At 44.3% G+C, this 23,861-nt stretch carries 29 protein-coding genes; 19 read left to right on the top strand and 10 right to left on the bottom strand.

All coding sequences use genetic code 11. The annotated features are described in order from the left end of the window. Window positions 1–17 precede the first annotated feature (17 nt). A complete protein-coding gene (locus tag OS145_RS08260) occupies window positions 18–224 on the bottom strand; it encodes a helix-turn-helix transcriptional regulator (RefSeq protein WP_006955910.1) in 207 nt (68 codons plus the stop codon). Window positions 225–357: 133 nt separating this feature from the next. On the opposite strand from OS145_RS08260, the gene radC reads away from it, so the two are divergent. Further along, entirely contained in the window at window positions 358–831 is a 474-nt protein-coding gene (gene radC, locus OS145_RS08255) for a RadC family protein (protein ID WP_006955909.1), read from the top strand. A 63-nt stretch (window positions 832–894) separates the two neighbouring features. Here radC and OS145_RS13030 read toward each other — a convergent pair whose 3' ends face one another. Then, entirely contained in the window at window positions 895–1,578 is a 684-nt protein-coding gene (locus tag OS145_RS13030) for a YagK/YfjJ domain-containing protein (protein WP_006955908.1), read from the bottom strand. Window positions 1,579–1,987: 409 nt separating this feature from the next. On the opposite strand from OS145_RS13030, the gene OS145_RS08245 reads away from it, so the two are divergent. Further along, window positions 1,988–3,253, top strand: a complete 1,266-nt coding sequence (locus OS145_RS08245) for a hypothetical protein (protein ID WP_006955907.1) — start codon at window positions 1,988–1,990, stop codon at window positions 3,251–3,253. 262 nt (window positions 3,254–3,515) lie between these two features. Here the strand turns inward: OS145_RS08245 and OS145_RS08240 are convergent, their stop codons facing one another. After that, a complete protein-coding gene (locus OS145_RS08240) occupies window positions 3,516–4,502 on the bottom strand; it encodes a hypothetical protein (protein WP_006955905.1) in 987 nt (328 codons plus the stop codon). Window positions 4,503–4,583: 81 nt separating this feature from the next. Continuing rightward, window positions 4,584–5,186 carry an outer membrane beta-barrel protein gene (locus OS145_RS08235; RefSeq protein WP_006955903.1) on the bottom strand — a complete coding sequence of 201 codons (603 nt, stop codon included), beginning with the start codon at window positions 5,184–5,186 and terminating at the stop codon, window positions 4,584–4,586. A gap of 220 nt (window positions 5,187–5,406) precedes the next feature. Here OS145_RS08235 and OS145_RS08230 point away from each other — a divergent pair, with 220 nt between their 5' ends. The 3 genes from OS145_RS08230 to OS145_RS08220 all read left to right on the top strand — a co-directional run bounded on the left by OS145_RS08230 (window position 5,407) and on the right by OS145_RS08220 (window position 7,046). Continuing rightward, window positions 5,407–5,625, top strand: a complete 219-nt coding sequence (locus OS145_RS08230) for a TIGR02450 family Trp-rich protein (RefSeq protein WP_006955902.1) — start codon at window positions 5,407–5,409, stop codon at window positions 5,623–5,625. A gap of 171 nt (window positions 5,626–5,796) precedes the next feature. Further along, on the top strand, window positions 5,797–6,306 hold the full coding sequence (locus OS145_RS08225) for an outer membrane beta-barrel protein (RefSeq protein ID WP_006955900.1): 510 nt from the start codon (window positions 5,797–5,799) through the stop codon (window positions 6,304–6,306). Between the two features lie 152 nt (window positions 6,307–6,458). Then, on the top strand, window positions 6,459–7,046 hold the full coding sequence (locus OS145_RS08220) for a hypothetical protein (RefSeq protein WP_006955898.1): 588 nt from the start codon (window positions 6,459–6,461) through the stop codon (window positions 7,044–7,046). 135 nt (window positions 7,047–7,181) lie between these two features. Here the strand turns inward: OS145_RS08220 and OS145_RS08215 are convergent, their stop codons facing one another. From OS145_RS08215 to OS145_RS08205, 4 genes are all read right to left on the bottom strand, one after another. Beyond that, window positions 7,182–7,856 carry an FAD-binding oxidoreductase gene (locus tag OS145_RS08215; RefSeq protein WP_006955896.1) on the bottom strand — a complete coding sequence of 225 codons (675 nt, stop codon included), beginning with the start codon at window positions 7,854–7,856 and terminating at the stop codon, window positions 7,182–7,184. A gap of 68 nt (window positions 7,857–7,924) precedes the next feature. Then, complete coding sequence (locus OS145_RS13740; protein WP_423202008.1) at window positions 7,925–7,999, bottom strand: hypothetical protein; 75 nt, start codon at window positions 7,997–7,999, stop codon at window positions 7,925–7,927. A gap of 13 nt (window positions 8,000–8,012) precedes the next feature. Beyond that, window positions 8,013–8,216, bottom strand: coding sequence for a hypothetical protein (locus OS145_RS13430; RefSeq protein ID WP_006955894.1), 204 nt, complete (start codon window positions 8,214–8,216; stop codon window positions 8,013–8,015). 54 nt (window positions 8,217–8,270) lie between these two features. Continuing rightward, the gene (locus OS145_RS08205; protein ID WP_242603664.1) at window positions 8,271–9,185 is read right to left on the bottom strand and encodes a pirin family protein; all 915 of its coding nucleotides are present in this window, start codon (window positions 9,183–9,185) and stop codon (window positions 8,271–8,273) included. 95 nt (window positions 9,186–9,280) lie between these two features. Between OS145_RS08205 and OS145_RS08200 the strand changes: the two genes are divergently transcribed. Together OS145_RS08200 and OS145_RS08195 are read left to right on the top strand one after the other, a co-directional pair. After that, a complete protein-coding gene (locus OS145_RS08200) occupies window positions 9,281–10,045 on the top strand; it encodes a hypothetical protein (RefSeq protein WP_006955890.1) in 765 nt (254 codons plus the stop codon). A 58-nt stretch (window positions 10,046–10,103) separates the two neighbouring features. Next, window positions 10,104–11,798, top strand: a complete 1,695-nt coding sequence (locus OS145_RS08195; protein WP_006955889.1) for a class I SAM-dependent methyltransferase — start codon at window positions 10,104–10,106, stop codon at window positions 11,796–11,798. Window positions 11,799–11,826: 28 nt separating this feature from the next. Here the strand turns inward: OS145_RS08195 and OS145_RS08190 are convergent, their stop codons facing one another. Beyond that, window positions 11,827–12,231 (bottom strand): DUF805 domain-containing protein, encoded by a 405-nt coding sequence (locus tag OS145_RS08190; protein WP_006955888.1) that lies wholly within the window; start codon window positions 12,229–12,231, stop codon window positions 11,827–11,829. 163 nt (window positions 12,232–12,394) lie between these two features. Between OS145_RS08190 and OS145_RS08185 the strand changes: the two genes are divergently transcribed. The 9 genes from OS145_RS08185 (at window position 12,395) to OS145_RS08145 (ending at window position 19,387) form a co-directional block, all read left to right on the top strand. Continuing rightward, a complete protein-coding gene (locus OS145_RS08185; RefSeq protein ID WP_006955887.1) occupies window positions 12,395–13,051 on the top strand; it encodes a Bax inhibitor-1 family protein in 657 nt (218 codons plus the stop codon). Between the two features lie 10 nt (window positions 13,052–13,061). Beyond that, window positions 13,062–13,694, top strand: coding sequence for a cytochrome c oxidase assembly factor Coa1 family protein (locus tag OS145_RS08180; protein WP_006955886.1), 633 nt, complete (start codon window positions 13,062–13,064; stop codon window positions 13,692–13,694). 23 nt (window positions 13,695–13,717) lie between these two features. Beyond that, window positions 13,718–14,032: a hypothetical protein gene (locus OS145_RS08175; RefSeq protein ID WP_006955885.1), complete on the top strand. Its 315-nt coding sequence runs from the start codon at window positions 13,718–13,720 to the stop codon at window positions 14,030–14,032. Window positions 14,033–14,213: 181 nt separating this feature from the next. Beyond that, window positions 14,214–14,588, top strand: a complete 375-nt coding sequence (locus OS145_RS08170) for a BRCT domain-containing protein (RefSeq protein ID WP_006955884.1) — start codon at window positions 14,214–14,216, stop codon at window positions 14,586–14,588. Beyond that, a complete protein-coding gene (locus OS145_RS08165) occupies window positions 14,581–15,078 on the top strand; it encodes a hypothetical protein (protein WP_006955883.1) in 498 nt (165 codons plus the stop codon). Before OS145_RS08170 ends, OS145_RS08165 begins: the two co-directional genes overlap by 8 nt. Window positions 15,079–15,465: 387 nt before the next feature. Further along, complete coding sequence (locus tag OS145_RS08160; RefSeq protein WP_006955882.1) at window positions 15,466–16,938, top strand: DUF5677 domain-containing protein; 1,473 nt, start codon at window positions 15,466–15,468, stop codon at window positions 16,936–16,938. Window positions 16,939–17,012: 74 nt separating this feature from the next. Then, window positions 17,013–17,735: a Fic family protein gene (locus OS145_RS08155; RefSeq protein ID WP_006955881.1), complete on the top strand. Its 723-nt coding sequence runs from the start codon at window positions 17,013–17,015 to the stop codon at window positions 17,733–17,735. Window positions 17,736–17,868: 133 nt separating this feature from the next. Then, window positions 17,869–18,624, top strand: a complete 756-nt coding sequence (locus tag OS145_RS08150; protein WP_006955880.1) for a hypothetical protein — start codon at window positions 17,869–17,871, stop codon at window positions 18,622–18,624. A 67-nt stretch (window positions 18,625–18,691) separates the two neighbouring features. After that, window positions 18,692–19,387 carry a hypothetical protein gene (locus OS145_RS08145; RefSeq protein WP_006955879.1) on the top strand — a complete coding sequence of 232 codons (696 nt, stop codon included), beginning with the start codon at window positions 18,692–18,694 and terminating at the stop codon, window positions 19,385–19,387. 27 nt (window positions 19,388–19,414) lie between these two features. Here the strand turns inward: OS145_RS08145 and OS145_RS08140 are convergent. Next, window positions 19,415–20,490 (bottom strand): IS3-like element ISIba1 family transposase gene (locus OS145_RS08140; RefSeq protein WP_242603663.1). Its coding sequence is split into 2 segments (ribosomal slippage): window positions 19,415–20,241 and window positions 20,241–20,490, totalling 1,077 coding nucleotides; the frame shifts between segments, so codons are not numbered across the junction. Between the two features lie 550 nt (window positions 20,491–21,040). Between OS145_RS08140 and OS145_RS08130 the strand changes: the two genes are divergently transcribed. From OS145_RS08130 to OS145_RS08120, 3 genes are read left to right on the top strand one after another with little or no spacing between them, the layout of a single operon-like run. Continuing rightward, the gene (locus tag OS145_RS08130; RefSeq protein ID WP_006955877.1) at window positions 21,041–21,796 is read left to right on the top strand and encodes an alpha/beta fold hydrolase; all 756 of its coding nucleotides are present in this window, start codon (window positions 21,041–21,043) and stop codon (window positions 21,794–21,796) included. Window positions 21,797–21,823: 27 nt separating this feature from the next. Further along, on the top strand, window positions 21,824–22,510 hold the full coding sequence (locus tag OS145_RS08125) for a response regulator transcription factor (protein ID WP_006955876.1): 687 nt from the start codon (window positions 21,824–21,826) through the stop codon (window positions 22,508–22,510). A 1-nt stretch (window position 22,511) separates the two neighbouring features. Continuing rightward, window positions 22,512–23,681: a sensor histidine kinase gene (locus tag OS145_RS08120; RefSeq protein ID WP_040487958.1), complete on the top strand. Its 1,170-nt coding sequence runs from the start codon at window positions 22,512–22,514 to the stop codon at window positions 23,679–23,681. Window positions 23,682–23,861: the final 180 nt, after the last annotated feature.

Raw genomic sequence — 23,861 nt, 5'->3', positions numbered from 1 at the left:
TTTCGGCAATTAATCAGTTAGTATTTCATTTCTGGAATGGCGTCGCCGCGCTCATCGGCGATGCGTTGCATAATCCACTCGTCCACCTCTGAATCTATCCAGGCTACCTTCTTACCCAACACGCGAACCGGCTTTGGAAATGTGCCTTCGTTAACCATTTTGTAAATGGAGGTGCGACCTAAGCCAATGCGTTCTCGTACTTCGTTGATTCTTAGAAATCTCATTATTATTCCTCTGTTTGGTTTGTCTCAGAGGATTCACAGGGGCTGTAACGAATAACCATAAACAGCGAATCCACGGGATTTCAGACCTATATCACGGTCGTGCATTCAAGAATCGAAAACATGGAGACACAAAATGCACGAGCAAAATGCTGAGTATGTAACGAATGGGCCGATGACTGAGGTTGATGTGCTGAATAAAGCGTCTGAGATCCTCGAGACGAAGTTTTTGAAGGGGGAGGGCTTCACCAGCCCATCTGCAGCAAAGGACTTCCTGAGGTACAAGCTGGCGCATCAAAAGCGTGAAGTGTTTGCTGTCATGCTGATGGACTCACAGCATCGTCTGATTGAGTACAAAGAGCTGTTCTTTGGGACCATTAACGCCGCTCCGGTATATCCCCGTGAGGTGATGAAGGAGGTGCTTCAGCAAAACGCCGCAGCCATCATCCTGGCGCACAACCATCCATCGGGTGTGACTGAGCCATCGGAGGCTGACAAGCGTGTGACAACGCGTATTAAGGACGCGCTCAATCACATAGACGTCCCCGTGCTTGACCACATCGTAGTAGGCCAAGACACGGTTTCGTTTGCTGAAAGGGGATTGGTGTAGTTGCAATGTCGCTAAGCGCGTAGAAGAGGTTATCCCTGGGCCTCTGCTACGTTGCTTGGTGCCTTATGCTGGCGCTTTATTTTTTGCATTGCTGCTGTAAAACGACTGACGCTTACCTTGGTATTTGGTCGTGCCTTCCTTGCACAGATAGCTGAAGTGCAGGAATGCGTCTCTGTGAACTGGGTCATCAGTACTGAGTGGCCCCTGCAGTACCCTAAACACGGGTTTCGATGTGTGAAGGAGCGCTACGGGTGAATCAGCTGATAACCCATGCGTCTTGAGCCATGCTCGTCGGATAATCTGACCGAGCTTAGTGGGGTCTTCATGGCTTAAGTTACCGACTGGATATAACGTATCTTTATTGGTGAATAGTACGACGTGATAGTGTTCTAATTCGCACTCCTCAGTCTGTTCAACTTTAGCAACGTATTCGACCTCCGTAGGGTAAACACGTTTACTACGACGATTTAGGGAGTTTTGATAGCTTGCAATGCCTGCCTTAACTCGCTCTATAAACTCCGTTATCGGATTACGTTGAAGGTACGGATTCCTATGAGCCGGTAGATGCAAGTCAAACTTCACTGCCAGTACTCGCTTATGGTTCTGTAGCACTCTCTCCATGACCGTATGTAGGCGGTCTACGTATGGCAGAATGTATGGTGCATTTGCTGTATGTAAAGCAAACCCCTCATATTCAGCATCATAATGTAGTGTGTGGTTATGGTTATTCGCATTACGTTTTTTCATTTCAGACCTCGTGATCGTTATTGATTCATAAGAGATCTGATCCTGTAATCTTTAACCATTAGTCAGGCGCTAAGCTTAGCGGCCTACCTGTTACTGGCTAAGCATTGGTTATTAGACGTACCAATGAATGATGTACTGATTGATAGTAGTGAAGGTTGTATATATTACTATTACCAACATTTCCTAATCATAAACTGCTCCGGAATCTATATGGAAAAGTGCGTTTAGACTGCATTCAAAACCTTGCTCTTATTCTGATAATTTAGAATATCCATGCCGCATAGCACGTCATCAAGAGCCCTTTATATCCGGGCCTTAGTGAAAAAAAAACAAGTTTGCAACAAGTTTGCTACTTTGTTTAAAACATGTTTTTATATGTTTTTTATGAGTTTGATAACGTTGATTAGCTATGACTAGTGAGTTTGAAGAAGTTCCTAAATGGGTTGAGGAGTTCGATGTTGATGACGCAGCAGAAGGTCAGTGGCTGGTAAATTACCTCACAAACAAAGGAATAAAACTATATCGACAGCAAAACGAAAACATTAGAGAAGCTGCAAAGCGAATTCTTATTGGCTTATTCAGGGAAAACCGGCCTGATCATTATAGGTTGTTAAGAAATATCCAAGAGTCTTACCGGCAGCGAAGTAAACGTAAGGATAAAACCGAGTATTTGGATAGAACATATAGACTTTCACGTGAGTCTGTTGAGAAGCTAAATGGCTTGTCGGATAAGCTCGGTGTCAGCAAAGAACAGGTTGTCGAGGCATTATTAAAAGAGCAGGCAAACCTAGAGTCCCTCTATGATTTGAAAAATAAAAAAGGTGCAAAGCTAACCTCCGATCAAATAGCGCGTTCGTACGCTAAGCATAATCACGTTGGGGACCTAATTTTTGGTAGTCGCGCCTTTCCGACCGAAGAGCAGTTGGTTCAAACCATTAAAAAAGTGGTTAAAAAGCTCAATATCTCTATCAATCTGAGAAAGGATAAAAAGCCGCTCTTAGCAACCAGTGAATTTGTGCGCGTCATGGCTAAAGAAGGCGCTTTATATAACGTTAATTCATCATTAGCGAACTCAGACAGCTTTGACCGAGTCAAGGATCCTATCTCTAACGAACCACTAAGCGATTACTCTGACGACTTGATGTTAGAGGATTTCATTTACTTGAGCGACACTGTAGAAGCACGGCTAAAGCAGTATCGAGCTGCTGTATACAAGAGTAATGGAATAAGATCGGAAGAGGCACTTATAGAAACTTTGGTAGATGAGGCCTATAACTGGTACAGCGAAATGCTTGAGTTAAACAGCTTGCGAGATGAGTCAGACAACCTTCGAGCGAAAATCTCTCAGCACAGAGCTGAGTTGGCGAAGCAGATAAGAGATATTAAATTTGATGATGAACGCTTCGACGCGATAGTAAAGCTATGCGAAACCCTCGAATTGATGGTTATAAGGCTTTTTGAAGAATATGACTTGGAGAGACACAACCACCGTATTAATGTTGAGACTTTAAAGGGTAATGCTCCAATCAAACAGCCAAATAGATTTCGACATATGGAAAGGGACAAATCTATCAAGAAGTTTCGTGAAATGGTTGCTTTAGCGATTGCCGGAAATGTTGATCCCGAGAGTGTTCAAGATCATGAATTCCAGGGAGTACGCGATGAGTCAAATTAGTTAATGCTTTAAATCTGTGGTGCTATATGTGGTGCTACAGATTCACTTTTCATTTTTTATTTTCTTTAAAATCATATATTTAGTACTTTATTTTAACTTCGGCCCCGGGCACCAATTCCAAATCGTGTAGCTTGCGCTTTCAGCGCAAGAACACACTCCAAATATTAATCCCCATACCTTTAATTTCGTGATAGCACGCATACACGCGTAGCTTGCGCCTTTGGCGCAAGGAAAATCATAACAACCCCGTTTCACGCAGACATTAATTCATTAAATGGTGGTCCTTTAGTGCGACTTGCGTACAGGGTGGCAACTCGGCTTTGTTGACTTCTGGTTTAGCTAACACCGACCAATAGTATCCACCAATATGTGTGAGACTCGGATTCAAAGAGACGTCGATGTGAGACTGCTTGGGTATTAGCGTATAAGTTAACTTCGACGGTGGGTTCTTGCTCGGAAAATCTTTGCTGCCTGAAAATTCAAAGCTGACGTTTTTTGTATTATTTTTATCACTGGAACTCAGTGTGAAATTGTAGTCCAGTTCTGCCAAACGCGAGCTAAGGGTGGAAAAGTCGAGGTCATTAAAGAAGTCCTGCGATGTTCCAGAGAAGTTAGCAAATTGCTCGTTTACGGTTGCTTGTAGGTTGCTTTCAAATTCACCGCTAGTTAGCGCCTTTACAGCTTGGTATTGCGAATTGTCGTGGGCACATAAAGTATCATCTAATTGATTTGAATCGGCTATTTCGTCGGTTTCAGGTTCCGCTTTGCCGTCGATCCAATCGTTAAATTCCTTTGATGTCTCGAAGGTTCGACTTATGTTGTTGGCGATTTTTTCCGTGTGAGCTATCAGGCTGTCGGTATATTCATATCCGCTACGAATCGCATCATTGACAAATTGAGGGTGCTCATAGGGTGAGGTCTGTAGCTCCATAAGTTCGGGTCGTTCACCCTGATGGCTATGGCTTAGCTTAATGCCCCAGACTTTACCACTCGACTCGTTCAATACAGCGGCGTAGACCGGCGTACTATAGCAAACCCGAGTATCAGTCGAGTTATCTGAGCTACTGGGTTTAGAATGACACTCCACAGGCGGTGGGACTTTCTCTTTGACCAAGTTTTCCGCTTCGCTATAGTTGCAGTCATCACAGCTATAAGCTTTAACATTTTTCTCGGGTTCAGTCTGTGCATAGCTGGTTGATACCATGATAAGCACGCCAAGCCCAACAGGTATAAAAGTATTTTTATTCATTATTCCCACCATCCATTCCCAAAACGCGTAGCTTGCGCCTTTGACGCAAGCAAAAACGCCATACCGTTTTTAGTTTGCTGGTTAAAATGTATATCGGAAAGACACGCTCACGGTATCGATGTCTAAATCAACATCGCTTGGGCGATAAGTTTCATACCCAATGCCAGCAGATAGATTTTTAGTAAAGTGATAGAACGCATTCGCTTGAGCACGGAATACGTCGGTATCATCAATATCAACATAATCAATCTTAGCGCCGACTTCTAATAAAGGAATTAGCATAGAACGCACACCGATACCAATGCCGTAACCTATATCATCGTCAGATACAGATAAAGCCGCAGCCGAGCCAGATATATCTAAGCGTTCAACAGAGATGGTCGTGTAGATGTCGGTGGTATCCGTTACACGTTTAAATGCGCCAGCGCCCGCCGATAAGAACTCTAAATCAGCATTCGCGCCATTAGCCTCTGCATCAATTGTTTTGTAATCCGTAAACACTATCCAGTTATCGGTAATAACAGCACTTCCACTTAATCCCAGCCCGTCGAATGACGGTTCACTCGCACCGACATCAACCGTTGCATCTAGGTATGAAACCTCGATTTTATTCCATTGTGGTGATTGAGCCATAGCCGTACCCGATACGGTTAGCAGGGCTAATGCCAAAAGCGATTTATTCATTAATTGTCTCCGTGTTTTTAGAAAGTCAATCATGAGCGTGATTGACCTTATCAAGAGTGTAGCTTGCGCCTTTGGCACAAGTACAAAACCTATGTATCTTATTAAAGACGATACATATATTAAAGTGTTAACAAAAATAAAGCTTAGATGTGGTGTTAAATATTAATTTTTAGTCGGTCGCGCCTTTGGCGCAAGACAACTGAATTATCACGGAGCCAACATGAATCAGATTAATCCCGCCAAGCTTCACAATAGCAAATGGACCGCCGTAAAGCCGATAAATCGAGAGAAGCATTTTCTGGTATCAGAAGTGGAGTACGATGAAGAAGGGCATGTCATTTCGTGTTTAATCGAATCAGTGCTTTCAAAAAACGAATATGCGATTGATTGGCGTGAACTAAAAAACGAAGAAAAATGGGCTCAGGGCTGGAGGATGTAGGTTTTAAATCGTTTTTCTTGCGCCGAAGGCGCAAGCTACGGGCCAAAGGCGTGAGCTACCTTACTGACAAAAAATATATAAATATGTTATAAACATTCTAACAAAAATGAACTTTATTTAAATAAATGGTCAACTCTAGGCGTTTAGACAAAACGGAGTAGGAAAATAAAAATGAAAGCTTTAATTAAAACATTGGGTTGCTGTTTGCTGTTAACGGCCTCAATGAGTGCCAATGCGGACTGGTCTGTTTCAGGTGGTTTTACGAGTTTCCAAGATGATATTGACTCGTCAGAAAGCTTGAGCTTAGGCGCGCTGCACGGTGGACTAGGTTATACGTTCGATCGCGGTAACTTTATCTTCATGCCAGAGCTGCGCGTTGGTTTTGGTATTGGCGATGATTCCGCTTATGGCGTGGACGTTGAAGTTGATAACTTTGTAATCGCAAGCTTGCGCGGTCAGTACAATATTAACGACTCGTTTGGCATTTTCGTACAGCCTTCATATGGTCGTCTAGAGGTTTCAGCCAGTGGTAGTGGTGCGTCGTTCAGTAATGATGACTGGGAAACAGGCATTGGTACCGGCGCTTCATACAAGTTAGGCAAGAACGCATCAATAGAAGCGATGTACGAACAATTTGATAGTGCAGATGTTTTCTCGTTCAGCTTCCGCTACACCTTCTAAAAATACAGTTCAGACATATCTGTTTGCAACTTGCGCCAAAGGCGCAAGCTACTGAATTTTAAAAGGGCGCAAGCTACTGAACTTTAAAAAGGCGCAAGCTACTGAACTTTAAAAGGGCGCAAGCTACAAGGCCCATCAAAGGAGACGATAATATGCATAGCAAACTGAAACCATTGCTCATGAGCGCCTTATTAAGCGTATCGGTTATCGCTGCATCGGGCGTAACTGCTCAGCAGTACCTTAAGACAGAACACCTTTACCCAAAGACGGTACCCGATCGGATAGTTAACGTTTCAGCTGGATATAAATCTGACTCGTTACCTTACGGTGTTTTCGAGTATATCGATACCTTTGGTAGCACCGAGGCTGAGATTGTGAATCGATTGGGGGAGCCTGAAGAGCGGTTTGAATGGCAAAAAGAGAATCGTCATGAAAGTGATGTAAAGAACACTGTTATTACGCTGGTTTACGACGGTCTTATCATTGAACTTGTAGAGGTAAAGCAAAAAACCTTTATCAAACGCCTGTTTATCGAGAGCTGCGAGATTAATTCACCATTCCAGAATTATCTGTGTAAACCCGTACCAGCGGTCATAAGTGAGTTGGGTCAACCGAGAGTCATTTTTGCCGACGAACTCATTTACACGCTACAACATGGTGATGTCGGTTCAACCCCCATGCGGATGGGGGTAAAAAATGACAAGATTTCGTGGATTTATTTGAGGAGTTATATTGATTAGGGACTTGCGCCAAAGGCGCAAGTTACGGGTCGAGGGCGAAATATACAGGCCAAAGGCGCAAGTTACGGGTCGTGGGCGAAATATACAGGCCAGAGGGGCAAGTTACGGGTTTTGGACTTGCGCCAAAGGCGCAAGCTACTTCTCAAACACCAAGGCGTCGGGGTCGGCGCCTAGCTCTTTCAATGCGTCCATTATGCCGTCGTTGAAGGCATCGGGGCCGCACACGTAAAAGTGCTGGTTAAAATTGTTGATATGCTCGTTTAGAAAGGCTTTATCGATGTGCCCATCGATAAACAGGTGATTGCCGTTTGGTTTTTTGTGCGTGATGACATTGATGAATTGATCACCGAGTATTTGCTCGAACTCCTCTTTCAAAATAATGTCCTTTTCGCTGTTGTTCGAGAAGATAAGTCGGTTATTGCCAATTTCACCTTTGCGTGCCAAATCGCGGAAAATCGCTATAAATGGCGTAACACCTGCACCGCCTGCGATAAATGTGCCTTCGCCTTTGTATTCAATGGCACCCCAAGGGTCTTCGATAATCAGCGAATCGCCTTGCTGGAGTTGACCAATTTGTTCGGTCACACCGTCGTGATCGGGATAAACCTTAATCACAAACTCGAGCCACGGATCGCTATTGAGCGATGTGAAAGTAAACGGGCGTTTCTCATCGCGCCAGCCTTCTTTATCAATCGCGACCTCGGTGGCTTGTCCTGGGGTGAAATTATAATCGTCCGGCTTTTCTAATCGAATCCGTCTCACGTTGTGAGTGACTTCGGTAACATCGTTTACTTTTAATGTATGGCTCATGGTTTACCTCAATCTTTTTACAAGTGTCTATTATTTGTACACGAGATAAATCATGAAAAAGATCAAAATTACTCAACCGCCATATCAAACACTTGTACTGTGTCTAGAAACGGACCTCGGCTACCTGTGTTGCCGCCAATCACATAAATGCTGTCGTTAAATACTACGGCGGCAGTGTGACGTCGTCCGATATAGGGCAAATTCGTCGGCGACTGCAGCGTGACCGTAACGTGGCACCTTGAGGCTGAATTCAGCAGAGGGAACAGCGGTATTTTGCGGCGCTGGTTGAGTAGTCGAACAACCCGTTACGGCTAAGACACCAGCAAGTAAAAATGAACAGCGCTTAAAATTATCAAACATTTTTTATTCTTTTATACATAGGAGCATGTAATTTTAAGGTGTTCGCAGTGAGATTCAAGGCAAAGGCACAAAATCCTCGGCATCGCCGGGGACTTTTGGGAACGCCTGTTGCTGCCAACGTGCTTTGGCTGCTTCAATCAGCTCTTTGTTACTCGCCACAAAGTTCCAATACATATACCGTGTGCCAATGGCGTCGCCGCCGACGAGTACAAGGTGGCTGTCAGCCAGCGTCGTTAGCGCGACACCCGTCGTATCACCAAATACACCCATATGGTGTTCAGCGAGTTCAGCTTTATTCACTTGTACTGAGCCTTTAACAACGTAGACCGCAAGCTCTTGTGCTTTGGGTAAAGCGAAGGTTTCGCCCGCTGCTAAATTAACCTCGATATAGAGTGTGTTTGAGAATGTCTTGACCGGTGAGGTCTTGCCATAGGCCTCACCCATCAATATTTTCGCATTGCCGCCTGTGATATCTGCTGAGGGGAGTTCGGCTTTGTCGTAGTGGTGAAAGCTGGGATCGCATTGTTCGTCGGTCTCGGGCAGCGCGAGCCATAGTTGCAACCCGTGCGCGCGGTGGGGCTGCTGTTTGACTTCCGGCGATTGGCGCTCAGAATGTACGATGCCATGACCTGCGACCATCAAATTAATGTCACCTGGCTTGACAGTGACATCGGTGCCGAGTGAATCCTTGTGCTGCAGCTCTCCCTCAAACAAATAAGTAACCGTTGCCAAACCAATATGTGGGTGAGGGCGCACGTCAATGCCTTCATCCTTGGCGAAGTCCGCAGGCCCCATATGATCAAAAAACACCCATGGTCCCACTGATTTCATGCCGCGCGATGGCAAAATACGCTTCACTTCAAACCCACCGATATCACGTCCCCGCGGATCGATAATGCGTTTTAACGCATCACACCCCGATATCGCTTTACACTCACTCTCTAAAGATTTGGCTAGGTTGCTCATCATGGCTCCAATATTACGCGCGGTATTAAGTCAATTTGTTAAAACTAACCGATCTCTGTATAGTTCGCCAAAACAATAACTTAAAAGACATTCAAAATATGATTGCTATGCACATGACCCTCTCAGGTCGCCTTATTCCGCCGCTTGGTATGTTTGCTTTGTTAGGTATGGCTGTGGCTGTTGGCGTTGGTGCGACGCTCTACGCAGCCGACTGGGTTGTGTACCTCATGCATTGGGTTTCTGATTTTTTGTATAACGCTGAACTCATGTTTAGCAGTCTTTTGCACGCCGTTGGCATAACGGACGATATCTCAAGTACCTATTATTCATTTGCCCGTGAAAAGAACGCCGGTGTATTTGCTGGGGGTCTGTACATAGCGACTGAGGTTTTATATCTAGTGGCGGTGGTTGTTGTCGCAACACGCGCAGCAGTCGAACCACAATCTAAGTCTGTAAAAGCAAATACCCCTAAAAAGTCGGTCTCGCTGTATTTATTGTTAAATATCGCGTACACCGTTGCCTTTTTCTACTGGATAATGTTCGACCTACAATACGCGCGGAACTATCAAGAGGCGTTGTTAGGGCCTCTACGTGAACAGGCAAGTAGTCTGTCGAGCGTATTTATCGCGACCTGGAGTTGGAAACTCATCCTGTTTGTACCACTACAGTTGGCGTTGATTATCGGTGTTTGGCGTAATAGCCCCTGGTTTAAAACGCTTTTTGCCAGCTATTTGATATTTGATGTGGCGTATTACGGCTTGCTCACGGGTTTAACAACAAGTTCACATTCGGGTTTATTTGTCAGCATTGTCGCATTATTATTGTTTACGCCGTATTTGTTGACCGCCAAGCGCTCGTTCTAATCGCTTGGCGTTAACAGACATGGCTTCGCAATAAACAATAATAATAAGCGCAGAAACCATGTCCGAAAACATCGCATACTATTCCAAACATGCTGAGTCACTCGCTGACAATTATAATCGCGTACCGTTTGAGTCGGTTCATAAAGACTGGCTACATGCGTTGCCAGAGCAGGGCATGGTGCTTGATGTTGGGGCGGGTTCAGGGCGTGATGCGCGCTATTTGGCTGCACGCGGCTTAAATGTCGTCGCGGTAGAGCCCGCGCACGGGATCCGCGAAGTCGCGCAGCAATATACCGTCAATAGTGCCGTACGTTGGATAGCCGACAGCCTGCCCGATTTAAATAAAGTCTTTGCGCTGCACACCAAATTTGACCTGATCCTACTCAGTGCGGTGTGGATGCATATCCCATCATCGACCCGCGAGCGCAGCCTGCGCAAATTAAGTAGCTTATTAAAGCCCAACGGTAAGTTGGTGATTTCGTTACGTCACGGTGCCTGTCACGACGAACGCACGATGTATCCTGTTTCGGCGGATGAGCTGGCGCAACTGGCAAGCCGTTACGGTCTAACGTTTCAATTACTGACTCCTGAACAACAAACCGATGAATTAGGCCGCGATGATGTGAGTTGGCAGACTGTCATGCTGACGCTGCCCGATGACGGCACGGGGGCGTTTCCGCTACTCCGCAATATTGTTGTAAATGACAATAAAACATCAACGTATAAAGTCGCGTTGCTTCGAAGCCTGCTCCGCATTGCCGAAGGTCATCCCGGCGCTGTGCTAGATCAAACAGACGACCACATCGCACTCCCCGTTGGGTTGGTGGCGTTGTATTGGCTAAAACTGTATAAGCCCTTAGTCGATCATTATGGCATGCATCAAAGCACTAATAGCGGTAAAGGGCTCGGCTTTGTTAAACCCCACGGCTGGCAATTGCTCAGCGATCGCAGTGCAGGGGATTTTACGATTGGCGCTCAGTATAGCGATGAGGCTATTGTACAGCCCTTGTACCGCGCCTTAAAAGATATTGCTTCAACGATTAAAAACATGCCCGCCAAATACACCACCATCCCGGGCTCGGGTAATGCTGTGTTTGCAGTTGAGCTGAATCGCACGCAAAAGCCAAAGCGAAACCTCACCTTAGATTTACCGTTTTTAAGCGCGTTGGGTACCTTTTATGTGCCCAAGCACATTTGGGATTCATTAACGCGTTTCAGCGTTTGGATTGAACCTGCGCTGGTGAATGAATGGGCGGCGCTCATGGCAAGTTATGCGCCGAATAAGCAAAAGGCATTTAACCGAAGCGATTATTTAGTAGCGCTCGACTGGAAAGACGACACACGAACCACAACACGGGTGCGTCAACGCATCAACACATTGCTAGCAGAGGATAAGGTGCATTGTTGTTGGTCCGGTAAACCGATTAGACCCAAACGCTATGCTGTTGATCATGCGTTTCCCTTTGCCCGATGGCCCAATAATGACCTTTGGAACCTGTTGCCCAGCCAGGCCAAGGTCAACTTAGAGAAACTAGATAGACTACCCAGTCGCGAACGATTGAGCACCGCACGAGAATTGATTCTGACGTGGTGGCAGCAGGGCTGGCAGATAAATAAAAGTGAATTTTTTACCCAAGCCAACCTGGCACTCCCCAATTTAAGCCACCACAACCAAAGCTTTGATGATGTATTTGAAGCGTTGGCGCTACAGCGGGATAGAATTAAAGATATCCAGCAATTAGCGGAGTGGTGACTCAAGCAAGTGATGCTGCTGAGCAGCATTATTTGCGAGGTGGTCCGTATTTGGAGCCTTCTTCTCTGCTGTCTAACACAAAGAAAACCAATAAGACGATTGCGCCAATAAACGGAATAAAACTAATAAGCAGCCACCAACCCGTTCTGCCGATGTCGTGCAAACGGCGAACGCCAAGCGCTATTGAGGGTATTAATACAAATAAGCCATACAATGCACCCAATAAACCAACTTGCGCCTCCGCATTATAAGTGCCTAGCAAGCCATCGATTATCCCTAGGAAAAAGCCAATCACAAAGTTAAATAAAATGAACATCCAATATTCACGGCGGCGTGCTCGGCCCGTAAATTTAGCGTAATTCTTTAGGGCGTACGTATAGCATCCAAATCCCGAAGGCACGTATTGATCTGTTTGTTCGCTTTCGCCTGTCATAAATTCCCCTTAGTTCTGTTATTATTTATCGGTTAATATGTATAGTGACATGTAAAAATTTATGATTCAACGCATCGATGTAAACCCCTACATAGGCGCCGAAGCATGGAACTTACCGACAAACGCGGTTGCTCGATTTTCCCGGTGAATTAAAGGAAGCAAAATGGAAAGTGATGTATTTGATAGAAAAAGCACGACCTGTCCGATTATCAGTGACGCTAGATACCATTTAATTATCGGTTTAACGCTATGCTGGGGCTTCATCATAAATTGGTGGATGGTGACCCATATCGAAACAGAATCGATTTCTAATATTAACCCGTGGCTGTTTTTTCTAGGTTACTTTGCATCGTGCTTTTATGGCGTTTACTTGTTTAACAAATCAAGCAAACCATGGGTGAGCTTTATTGGCTATAACTTTGTGGTTGTTCCTTTTGGCTTAATCGTTAACCTTGTTGTGAGTCAATATGATCCCGACGTCGTGGCTGAAGCCATCCGAGTAACGGGTATGGTCACTATAGGTATGATGTGCTTAGGCGCGTTGTTTCCTGCCTTCTTCAAAAAGATTTCCGGTGCACTCACCGTAGCGCTCTTGCTTGTGATTGTCGTAGAGCTTATCGAAGTGTTTATATTTGGCGTGCACCACGAAGTACTTGACTGGGTCGTGGCACTGATATTCTGCGGCTACATTGGCTACGACTGGGGCAGGGCGTGCCAGATACCTAAAACCGTTGATAACGCGATTGATAGCGCAGCGGCGCTTTATATGGATATTATTAATTTATTCCTGCGTATTTTAAGAATTTTGGGACGGGATTAGGCGTATCAATATGAGTGATAAAAAAAGCAGTAATGGTCAAAATACGTACTCTCAAGTGAGCAACTCACAATTGCCTGTAGAAATACGAGGATGGAATTGGGGGGCATTTCTCCTCAGTTGGATTTGGGGAATCGGAAATGACACTTATAGAGCGTTTTGGGTTTTTGTGCCAGGCGTTAATATAGTGATGCTCATAGCACTTGGTCTAAAAGGTAATGAATGGGCATGGCGCCACAGGGAATGGCAAAGTGCTGAACACTTTAAGCAAGTCCAACGAAAATGGAGGAATGCCGGTTTCATTTTCACTGGAATAATAGTTGTATTCTGTGTTATCAGTGTATTCGGTATCAACGCTTTATTTAAAAATTCCGATGCCTACAAAGTGTCGTTTGCTCAAGTAAGCGATTCCAAAGAAGTTCAAAGTCGCATAGGCAGCCCATTAGACAGTGGTTTTATCATCGGCAGTATAACGACAAGCGGTCCAGATGGAACCGCGAGTTTGGCATACCCTGTTGAGGGTCCTAAAGGCGAGGCCAAGGTTGCTCTATACGCATCTAAAAAGCTCAATAAATGGACTTTAGAATGTTTAGTTGTGAATTATAAGAGCGTCGAGGAACAGACAATCATTGTTCCTTGCGATTAAATCGTTTTCACTAAGGAAAATTAATGAAAAAGCTTCTCTCTAGAACAATAAAAATAGGTATCGTTTTAAATCTGCCGCCGCTATTTTTAAAACTCATGCTGTTAGCTAAACTCGATATTTTCCCCTTTATTTTTTCGGCATTGCTATGGGCAAATATTCCACTTCAGTACCTAGGCATTGGCTCGTTATTTGACTCCAGCCAGCTCACTTGGGGAGAGTTTGGTGTCAGCCAAGCATCGCCGATTGTTTGGTCGGTTATTGTATTGTTCTGGCTAATCGTAGCGGCGCTTATTAGCTATGTCAGTTTGCTAGGGAGAGTAAGACTTGAACGGAATTAATAGGCTATTTTTTAGAGCGGGTTAATTATTGGGGGCTGCTGTGAGCGAGCAGCAGAAGTTCAGTTCGGTTCATAGAGTAATGAACTCAGTTCGTTGCGATAGACAAATGTGTCAACTAATAATCAGGCTTTACGAGACCTCCTCATGGAAAGCCAAGCGTTAAATTCTGGAAGGGGAAAGTATGGCTAGCGAAAAACCAACGATGATATTGATGTCAAAATCGGATCTAAGCTTTGATGACATTGGCGGTCTCACTGATGCAGAGGCTTGGAGGCTAATTTATTCAATCCGCAGCAATAAAGCTAAAGATAACAGACTTCAGGTTTGCTTTACCGGCTTCGGTATCTCCGATAAAGATTACCTGAGCAACTTGGCACACGATAACCGCTTTAAGGTAGTCGCATCAGTAACGAAAAAACTCGATTACCTTGTAGGCGGTGCTAATGCCGGCCCAAAGAAAATTGAAAAGGCTGAGGCGCAAGGAGCACAGTGTTTAAACCAACAAGAATTTATAAGATTGGTTGAAACAGGCGAGGTTCCAAGTTCAAATGAATAAGCCGCACCAGCGTGTTGGATCGGTTTCAAACACTCAAGTAGGAAAACACTTCGAATCTGTCGCGCTTAAGGTATTCGCTTCAAAAGGTATTGAGCTTCAGGGTGAACTGAAACTCCCAGTAGGTGTTGGGGACAACAAAAAATTGCATGCTTTCGATCTTGGCTGTGACAAGCAAAAGATTATCGTCGAATGTAAGTGCCACAAGTGGACTGCTCCGAACGATAATGTTCCAAGCGCGAAGCTCACGGTGTGGAATGAAGCGATGTACTACTTCTTGGTAGCGCCCAAAGGATACCGAAAGATTCTTCTTGTCCTCAGAGACATGAGTGAGAAACGACGAGAGACCTTAGCAGAATACTATGTTCGAACTTATGGGCACTTGATACCAGAGGACGTCGAAATATGGGAGGTCGACGAGGATGGACAAAAACTAGTCCACCAATCATTTAACAAAGCAATGCACACGACGAGCGCGCGAACGCTACGGTAAAGTTCTCTAATAGCACCAAACAACCAGTTTGCTAGTCATTCAAACCCTGAGAACTACACTTTTATATGTTTCAGGGTATGCGCTTATTGGATGCGAATCAGACACAGCAAATTTATCTATGCAATATTGCGAATTTTGTTATTGTTTTGTGTATTTAAGTCGTTTACTGTCAAAGACATAAAGAAAAATGAATATTGTGCGCCCGTCAGACTCTAATTGAGCATGCTCAAATTACTTTCGCTTATTCAGACTGTTTCAAGGTCGGAATCTTGGTTAGATCAATAAGTTAAAAGTCGGCACTTATCAATTGAACGAATTATAAAGTGCGCAAGCACAATATACAAATGTTAGCTTTCTGAGTCGGACTTCAACATGGATTGAAATTAAATGCCAAAAAGTAAAAACAAGAAAAAGAAGTCACGTAGTGGTAAAAATAGGACTTCTCTTCAAGATCACAAAAAAGTTGGGAAGCAGCTACAGTCTGGTTTTGCGGTAGTGGCTGATAAGGTTACTTTTTCGTCTTGGTCTAATGAGAGACTTCCCGAAATGATTTGGGCTGCCATCATTCGGGTGATTGATGACCAAGATTACGCTATTAAGGAATTCCGAAGAATACTTTCATTTATTGGTGAGCATGGTGAAAAAGATCAGCTCTCAGATATTTCTTTAACTGGAATTTCAAAGCTCCCTGATGCGTTAAGAGAGCAATTCATAGGATTTATCTTAGAAAACAAAACCACCGCATCAGCGTTAGTAGTTTTAAGTCTATTTGAAAACTTACCCGCAAGGGAAACATGGGTTAATTTATTACCTAAAGAAGAACCCGATATATCTATTTTGATGGATGCCGTGGGTTTCAATCTGCCGCATCAGTCTCAAGAGGCTACGGACTGTCGCTGGCTAAAGTTAATGGCGCAGGTAATTTCGGGGAAATTTCATGTGCCACGAGAAATGGCAGAGGAATGGTTTGGCTATCCGTATGAAGGTGATCTAAGAAAAATACGACCATCCATTCGAGCTTCCGAAATGGCTGAAAACCCACTTGTAGAAAAAGACTTGACGTGGCCAAACGCTTTCTGGGACGAAGCGTGGAGAAATTCACCTTGTTTAGCCCTTATGGAAGAAAAAGAACCAACAATTGCAGAAGCACCTTCTGTCTCTCGGGCTGATATAACGTCGCTCCTTAATGAAATCGAGTCACACTGGTCACACACACACTCTACAACCGCTATTGACGCAAGGCACGATGCTGTATTTGGTTTGGCACTTTATGTAGTAAAAGTCCTCGACGAAATGCTAGGTATAGGTATTGGAACCGGTATTCTGGGAAGGCTTGGTCTCAGAACAATCCTAGAAGCTCATATTTCACTGAGATATTTGTTGTATAAAGATGATCCTGAATTATGGAAGAAATGGCGTGCTTATGGGGCGGGGCAAGCGAAATTAAATGCCTTGCGGTTTGATGAGCTAATGGACCCGCCCAAGCACATTAACCAGAGCACCATTGAGGCAATAGCCGGTGAGGACCTTTGGGAAGAGTTTCTAAACATCGAGCTAGGAAGCTGGAGCGGCTTAGATCTCAGGAAAATTAGTGAAAAAGCAGGGGTAAAAGATGCTTACGACGCGCACTATTCATGGACTTCTGGGTACTCACATGGAACATGGGGACCGGTTCGAGAATCCTGCTTCGAAACATGCGGAAACCCACTTCACAGACTCCATCGCTATCCGAAGCAACAAAGCCTGCCTGATACAATTTCAGATGCTTGCCTGTTGGTAAATTCTATATTGGATGACCTCGATAAATCTTATCCAGGATTCTCTCATAGGATTGCTCATTCAGGTGTTGAAAATGAGTAAAACGCTAACAAATCAAAGCACGCGGACGTCGCTACGTTCCGCCGGTGTTTGAGGCGTTATGTGACTAGGTCAATATGGCTACAATTGAAAAGTTTACAACCGACAATTGGATAGCTTTAGTAGCTATCATAATTCCCATTTTTTTGGGATGGCTGGGGAATATTCATCTTTGGCTTTGGTCATTGATCAAAAAGCATCTAATAGATCGGAAAATTGAGGTTGTTAGCCCATCATTTGATCACCGGCTTTCCTACCTAAATAAGCAAATGAAGGCTTGTTCGTTTCTGGGTAGTAACGGGAAGCTCTCAATAAGGTCGCTTCTAGATAATCACCGTGCCTTACTGCAAGGTACTCCCGGAAGACCGGGAGAGCTTAGAGAAAATAAAGTTTATATTAAATGTTACAAAATTGATGATAGTACCGGGGGCACAACGCTAGTCTCCGAGAAAGAAAACATTACCAATCTTCTGCCGGCAGAAGAGGTTAACCTGACTTTGTCTGACATCATCAGGGACTGGAATAAAAAGGTAGCTAAGGTAAAAGCATATGGCAGAAAAGACAAGATTGAATTTGTTTCACGATTTCACATTTATTTTGAAATGATCCACCCATTTGTAGATGGTAACGGTCGTATAGGTCGAAGGCTCCTAGAAGAACAGCTATCTTACCTGTTTGAAAAAATTATCAGTTTTGATCCAGAAATTAAGTCGTATCATAAAAGCATTGAACTAGGAATCAAGGGCGATGAATCAGAGCTTAGACAACTGGTACTTCAACAGGTAAATGCGAATGCATAGAGCTGTACATTCGTCACATTGCCGGTGACATCACATAACCATGCAATCAAGTGCGCTCCCTGCGGTTGCCGGGAACTCGTTCTTCGCGCCGCTTATTGCGGGGCGTTAGCACTCAATACATAAATGAGATTCCATGTTCACGAAAGAAGAAGTAAAAGAGTTCATAATAAAATACGGGAAAAAGTGGCTCTTCCCAGATTTCTACAACAAGGTGACTTGGTATGTCGTAACCTTAGGAGCTGGGATAATACTCACACCTACACCATTCAAGTTGGTGGTATACAACTGGATTATTGAATCCTTTAATCTCAACGCAGGGACTGCTATTACCTTATCTGAAATGGGGTCTAGCACAGCAGATTATTGGCTTGGCTTTTCCCTTATTATTTCAGCGTTATTGCATAACGTATTTTCGAAATGGTTGCGGCATCAGAACGACATTCAAGACAGGGTGAAGGCTGAGAAAGTAAGCGAAGTAGATGAGGCGTTATTTAAAGAATTTCTAGAAATATTCCCTTCCGGTTCTCGGTCAGCTTATCTTCTAGAAACTCATGATTTCGGAAACTCCTTTAACCTAGACTCCTTGAGAGATATTGATAAGTTTGTTGATGAATGGAATTGCCCGGAGAAAAGTTTTATAAACCCAGAGCTAGAGTCTATCCGCAAAGAGCTATGGAATAAGTGCCATGAATTTAGTTGGTTGATAGCAAAGAAATCCGCTCCGACATCTGGAGGCTTTCAAAGCGTCGTTCCAGATCGAGTCCGAGGTAATTTGGATTGGCCCGAATGGGTTGATAACGATGTAAAAGCAGTAAATGAAATGGCCTCTGAAGTCTTTTTATTGCATCAAGGTTTTATCAAATCGATGCGCGAGGCCCTAAAGTGCTAACAAACGCGTCAATTAGGACGCTCGCAAGCTTGCAACTATTACGCGGGCGTTAGCTTTTAGGAGTAATATGTCAGTATTTCATACATACAATAAAGACAAGCATCTACAGAGAGCATTGAACCTGATTGAATCTGATAACTCAGTTGAACATGTATATGCTTGCTTAGAATTACGGTTTTGTATTGAGGCTATTGTTTATCAGAAATTGCTTCATGGCGTCGAGTGTTTACCAAACACTATCGTAAATAAATGGCAACCTACAAAAGCACTAAAAATGTTGGTTGAATTGGATAAGCTTTCCGCCTCCGACTGCGTAGTCGAAGTAAATTTGTCGCATTCTAGTAAACCACCTGAGTCTGGTTGGTTATTTTTGGGAGAACAAAAACTCCCTCCAGTGCGGTGGTTGAACAAGATTTACAATAAACTCGGCAACTTTTTGCATTTGGTTGAACCTCAGAAAGCTATTGAGGCAACGCATCGAGACATACAGAAAGATTTACGTGATATTGCTGAACAACTCAAGCAATATGTAAGAAGTAACATATTGATAAATTATAAAAATATAGACATTAAACAATGTCCGGCATGTCAACAAGATATAGCATTTTCTTTAAAAAATGTACGAGACGGAGAAACTCGGAAATGTAGTAATTTTCGATGTGGCGCATTGCTTACTGTGAAGGCAAATATCGTAAAACAAGAAATTAAGCTGAGCTGCAATACTTATGACGTTAAATGCCAACTGACCTTTCCCCTGAACTAACACCATCTTATCGATGAAATTTCAGTTTTAAGCTACCTGTTTTGCAAACTCCACAGGCGGTAGATAATTTAACGAGCTATGCGGACGTTCGTAATTGTAATGACGCTGCCATTGCTCTATTTCATACCTCGCTTCGTCGAGCGTTCTAAACCAGTTCTGATCCAGACATTCATTCCTAAACTTACCATTCAAACTCTCAACAAAAGCGTTCTGTGTTGGTTTTCCTGGCTGAATAAAACTCAACCTTACATCGTTGCTTTTGCTCCAGAAAAACATGGCTTTACTGGTAAATTCGGTGCCATTATCGCAGACAATATGCTCTGGCTTTCTGCGCTCCTCGATAAGCTGAGACAAAAAGCGCGATACTTGCTGTCCTGAAATCGATACTGAGACAAGTTGCCCAACCATTTCCCGGCTAAAGTCATCGACAACGTTCAAGACTCTGAAACGTCGGGCACTTGCCAGCTGGTCAGACACAAAGTCCATCGACCATCGCTCATTAACACGCTGCGGTGCATCCATAACGACACGCGGTCGTCTCAGCTTTTTACGTTTCTTGGTCCGAACCTGAAGCCCTTGTTCGGTATAAAGGCGATAGGTTCGCTTCTTATTCTTTACAAGCCCCTCGCGCTTAAGCAGCCCATGCAGCAGTAAATAGCCATACCGTGGATATTCCACGGCAAGCTCCTTTAGGCGAGTTGTTACCCGCTCGTCATCTCGTTGCTTTGGCTTATATCGGTACGCTGTTCGGCTCAGCCCGACCAACTTGCACGCAAGACGCTCGCTTAGCTTATACGCAGAGATTAAGTGCTCTACGACACGCTTCTTGCTGGCGGGCTTCACCACTTTTTTGAGACAACGTCCTTTAAGGCTTCTGTCTCAAGAATTTTCTCCGCCAGTAGCTTTTTAAGCTTGCTATTCTCAGACTCAAGCTCTTTTAAACGCTTGGCCTCATTCACTTCCATTCCGGCGTATTTACTACGCCAGTTATAAAACGTGCCGCTGGAAATGCCCATGCGACGACAAATTTCGTCAACTTTTGCACCGGCCTCATGCTCTTTGATGGCTTTGATTATTTGTTCTTCGCTGTAACGTTTTTTCATATCGAGATCTCCACTTGACCCATTTTAATGGAAATCTCATCGATGTCATGGTCCTATTTTTGGGGGAGACGTCACAACTATGCAACAGAGATATTGTTATAGCAGAAGAAGTGATTAGAAATCTAGATATCTTCAGTTGCCATCATTGCAGCGCGGAATACATTCCGAGGGGAGAATATGAGTCTGCGTTACTTCGGAAGCAAAGCTAACAAAGCGTTAAAGAGGGACTTGGTACGCGTGGCATTTTTGGTTTGCAGTTTGTTTAGTGGTTAAGGCGTAATGCAGTCACATTTGTATTGCGTGCCTGCGCCCCTTAACACGGCGTTAATGTCCGCTGTTGGCTCAAATCCGAAGGTCAGCAAAGAGCGATGAGCCGACGTTGGGTTTGCTCTGACCTGCCGCATACTAAGTAATAGCTCTAGCCTCTGTGTTTTCAGCAGGAAAATGCGACTACTAATATTCGGCTTTACCAGATAGTAGCGATCTTTTTTCACCGCTATTTCACCTTTGCTCTGATAATTTCATTTGAAATTACATAAAGGAGCGACTCATGCGTCTACATAAAATTATTTATTGTTTGTTTTTACTAATCCCGACTTACTCGGTTGCGGCAGAAGAAGTAACTGTTATCTTTGAATCTGGGTTCGGTATCGACGGAGAAGTTTGGAACCCAGTCATCGAACAGCTACCGGCCAATATCAAAGTCATCAATCCAACTCGCCTTAGCCTGGCCTCTGCAAACACTCAGCCGACAACTATTCAGCAAGACGTTAGTTCATTAATCAAAAAGATTCACCGTGAGAGTGAACAGCGTCAAGTTATTGTGGTAGGGCACTCCTACGGAGGTTTAATTGTGACCGAAGCTATGCGCGAGGCTAGCTCGCAGGTACTTGGCGTGGTGCTTATTGAACCAACAGTTAAAGTTCAACGCGTGCGTTATCGAAAACTGGATTCTGAGCGCGTCGCGCGCGATGACAAGGTGATGGCAAAATACATGCCCTCGCATCTATTGCCGCACTATAAGGTGCTCATGCAAGAACTCGATAGCACTGATGAAAACTTGATACCGTTACCTGCTGATCTGCGTGTGACACTTTATACCTCGACGCAGATTCATCCTGAGCCAATGTTTATTGAGGAGACTAAAGCTGGCAAAGAATTATGGATGCAAATGCATAACGAGCTATTTAGTTTAATTCGGGCTGGTCAGCATATTCGTTCCGACAAATGGGGTCACTCGATTCATAGTGAGTATCCAGAAGAGATAGCGAATGCTATTTTGAATCTTGCCGCCGAAGGCTCATAATAAGAAAGTCTTTAAGAGGAGCACACCATGCCCAAAGAACGTTCAATTTTACTTATCGAGGATAACTTAGCGATTGCCAGACAGGTCGTCGACTTTCTCGAAGGGTTGGGTTGGAACGTGGATTTTGCCTCCTCTGGACAGTTAGGAATAAAACTAGCATTAAACGCGCAATTTAACGTAATCTTACTTGATTTGAATCTTCCTGACACAGATGGCCTAGCCGTCTGTCAGGCTATCAAAGAACAAGCCCAACGCAATCAGCCCATATTAATGGTAACTGCGCGTGATGCCTTTGAAGATAAAGCCAAAGGCTTTGGTCATGGTGCCGATGATTACCTGACGAAACCATATGATTTACGTGAACTAGCACTGCGCTGCGAGGCGCTCTCTCGACGCCCCGAACTCCACCGGGACAGCTTATTAATCGAAGGTGGTTTGCGAGTCGATATGCGTGCGATGACCGCACACTGGCAGCAGACACCAATACCACTGACCGGCATCGGCTTAAAGCTTTTGAGCGAGTTGCTCGTTGCCCATCCTTATCCAGTGAGTCGCTCCAACCTGATAAGTGCTATTTGGGGCGCAGATCCACCTGAAAGTAATGCATTGAAGTCCCATATCTATTCTTTGCGTAAGGTGTTAGAGCATGTGAGCGGGCGACAGCTTCTGTTTACCATCAGTAATGTGGGCTACCAACTTAAAGGACTGGATTAAGATGAGGGCTAATAGCATAAGAGCCAAGTTATTCATCTCATTTGGCGTTTTGGTTCTCATCATTAGCTTCGTCTACATGCGCCTGAGCTATCTCGCGATCACCACATCTGAAGCCGTTACAGCGTCAGTCTTGTTAGAGACTGACCCACCCGGAATGATAACGACAGTGTATTCCGAAGTAGATTTGCCAGCGTGCAACTCAACGTCTTTACTCCATGATACGAACATAACTGTCTATGAATGCGTAGAGCAGACGGTTTATAGCTACGCAACCAAAGACGCGCAAGGAGCCCCGGTATGGAAACTGTTAGATGCAACCGAAGCCTTACCTTTTTCCAGATTTAATGGCGTGTTAAATTTATTTAACACGAGTTTGGCGCTGGCTGCTATCGTATTGGCTTTGCTTGCTACTTGGATTATCGCGAACCGAATAGCTCAGCCCATTCGCAACCTGACGGAGCAGGTTCTTCGGCAACGTGACAATGCTGACGCGTCGATTAAACGTTTATCTCGTGAGGACGAAATTGGTCAGTTAGCGGATGCTTTTTATTACACTTACTCTGAATTGCAGAGCGCTTTGCAACGTGAAAAAGACTTTACGCGCGACGTTAGCCATGAATTACGTACACCGATTACGTTAATCAAAAACACTCTGACACTCATTCGTGATGACGCCCTACCACCTGACACGATGAAGCTTTTGCAGCATGCAACGAGTGAGCTCCAACAAACAATCAATGTGTTACTTGCTCTGGCTCGCAAGGAAAACCTCAACTTTACTGAATTGAGTTTTGTGCCGCTGCTAGAGGAGGCCATTTTAGGAATTCATCGTGTGCACCCGGACCTTGTTTTTGACTGTCATGTCGACCTTCCACCCCGACTTAGAGTATACGGCAATCAAAATTTAATCAGTTTGTTGTGTCAGAACCTGATAAGCAATGGTTTTTACCATGGCGATGCTAGCGGTCTCAGGGTTCATCAAAGTGATGGTGGGGCGATTGTTTTTGAAAATAGTTTGGGGGAGTCCTCAGAGCGTCCTTACTATCAGGGCTTGGGTCATGGTCAGTATTTAGTAAAACGCATCGCTAAAGTCATGAACTGGAGCGTGAGTATCGAACAAACTAGCGATATTTATCGCGTCAAAATAACTCCCACTACGGTACTCGCGTAAGTTAATTGAAGCGGCAAGGTCAGCTGATACCACGGTCCGCTCTTGGCACAAAGCTGAACGTCAGCAATGAGCGAGCAGCAGACATTTCTGACTCTTGGTCTACTTCAAATAGTGACTAGCCTCTACGTTGCTCATCAGTATGAGGAATGCCGAAAATACGAGGCTCGCTCACTTCGAAAA

Origin of the sequence: Idiomarina baltica OS145, from assembly GCF_000152885.1 — a bacterium.
Classification (GTDB): Bacteria; Pseudomonadota; Gammaproteobacteria; order Enterobacterales; family Alteromonadaceae; genus Idiomarina; species Idiomarina baltica.
Note: the sequence above shows the minus strand (reverse complement) of the source record. Positions and strands in the feature narration are given on the sequence as shown.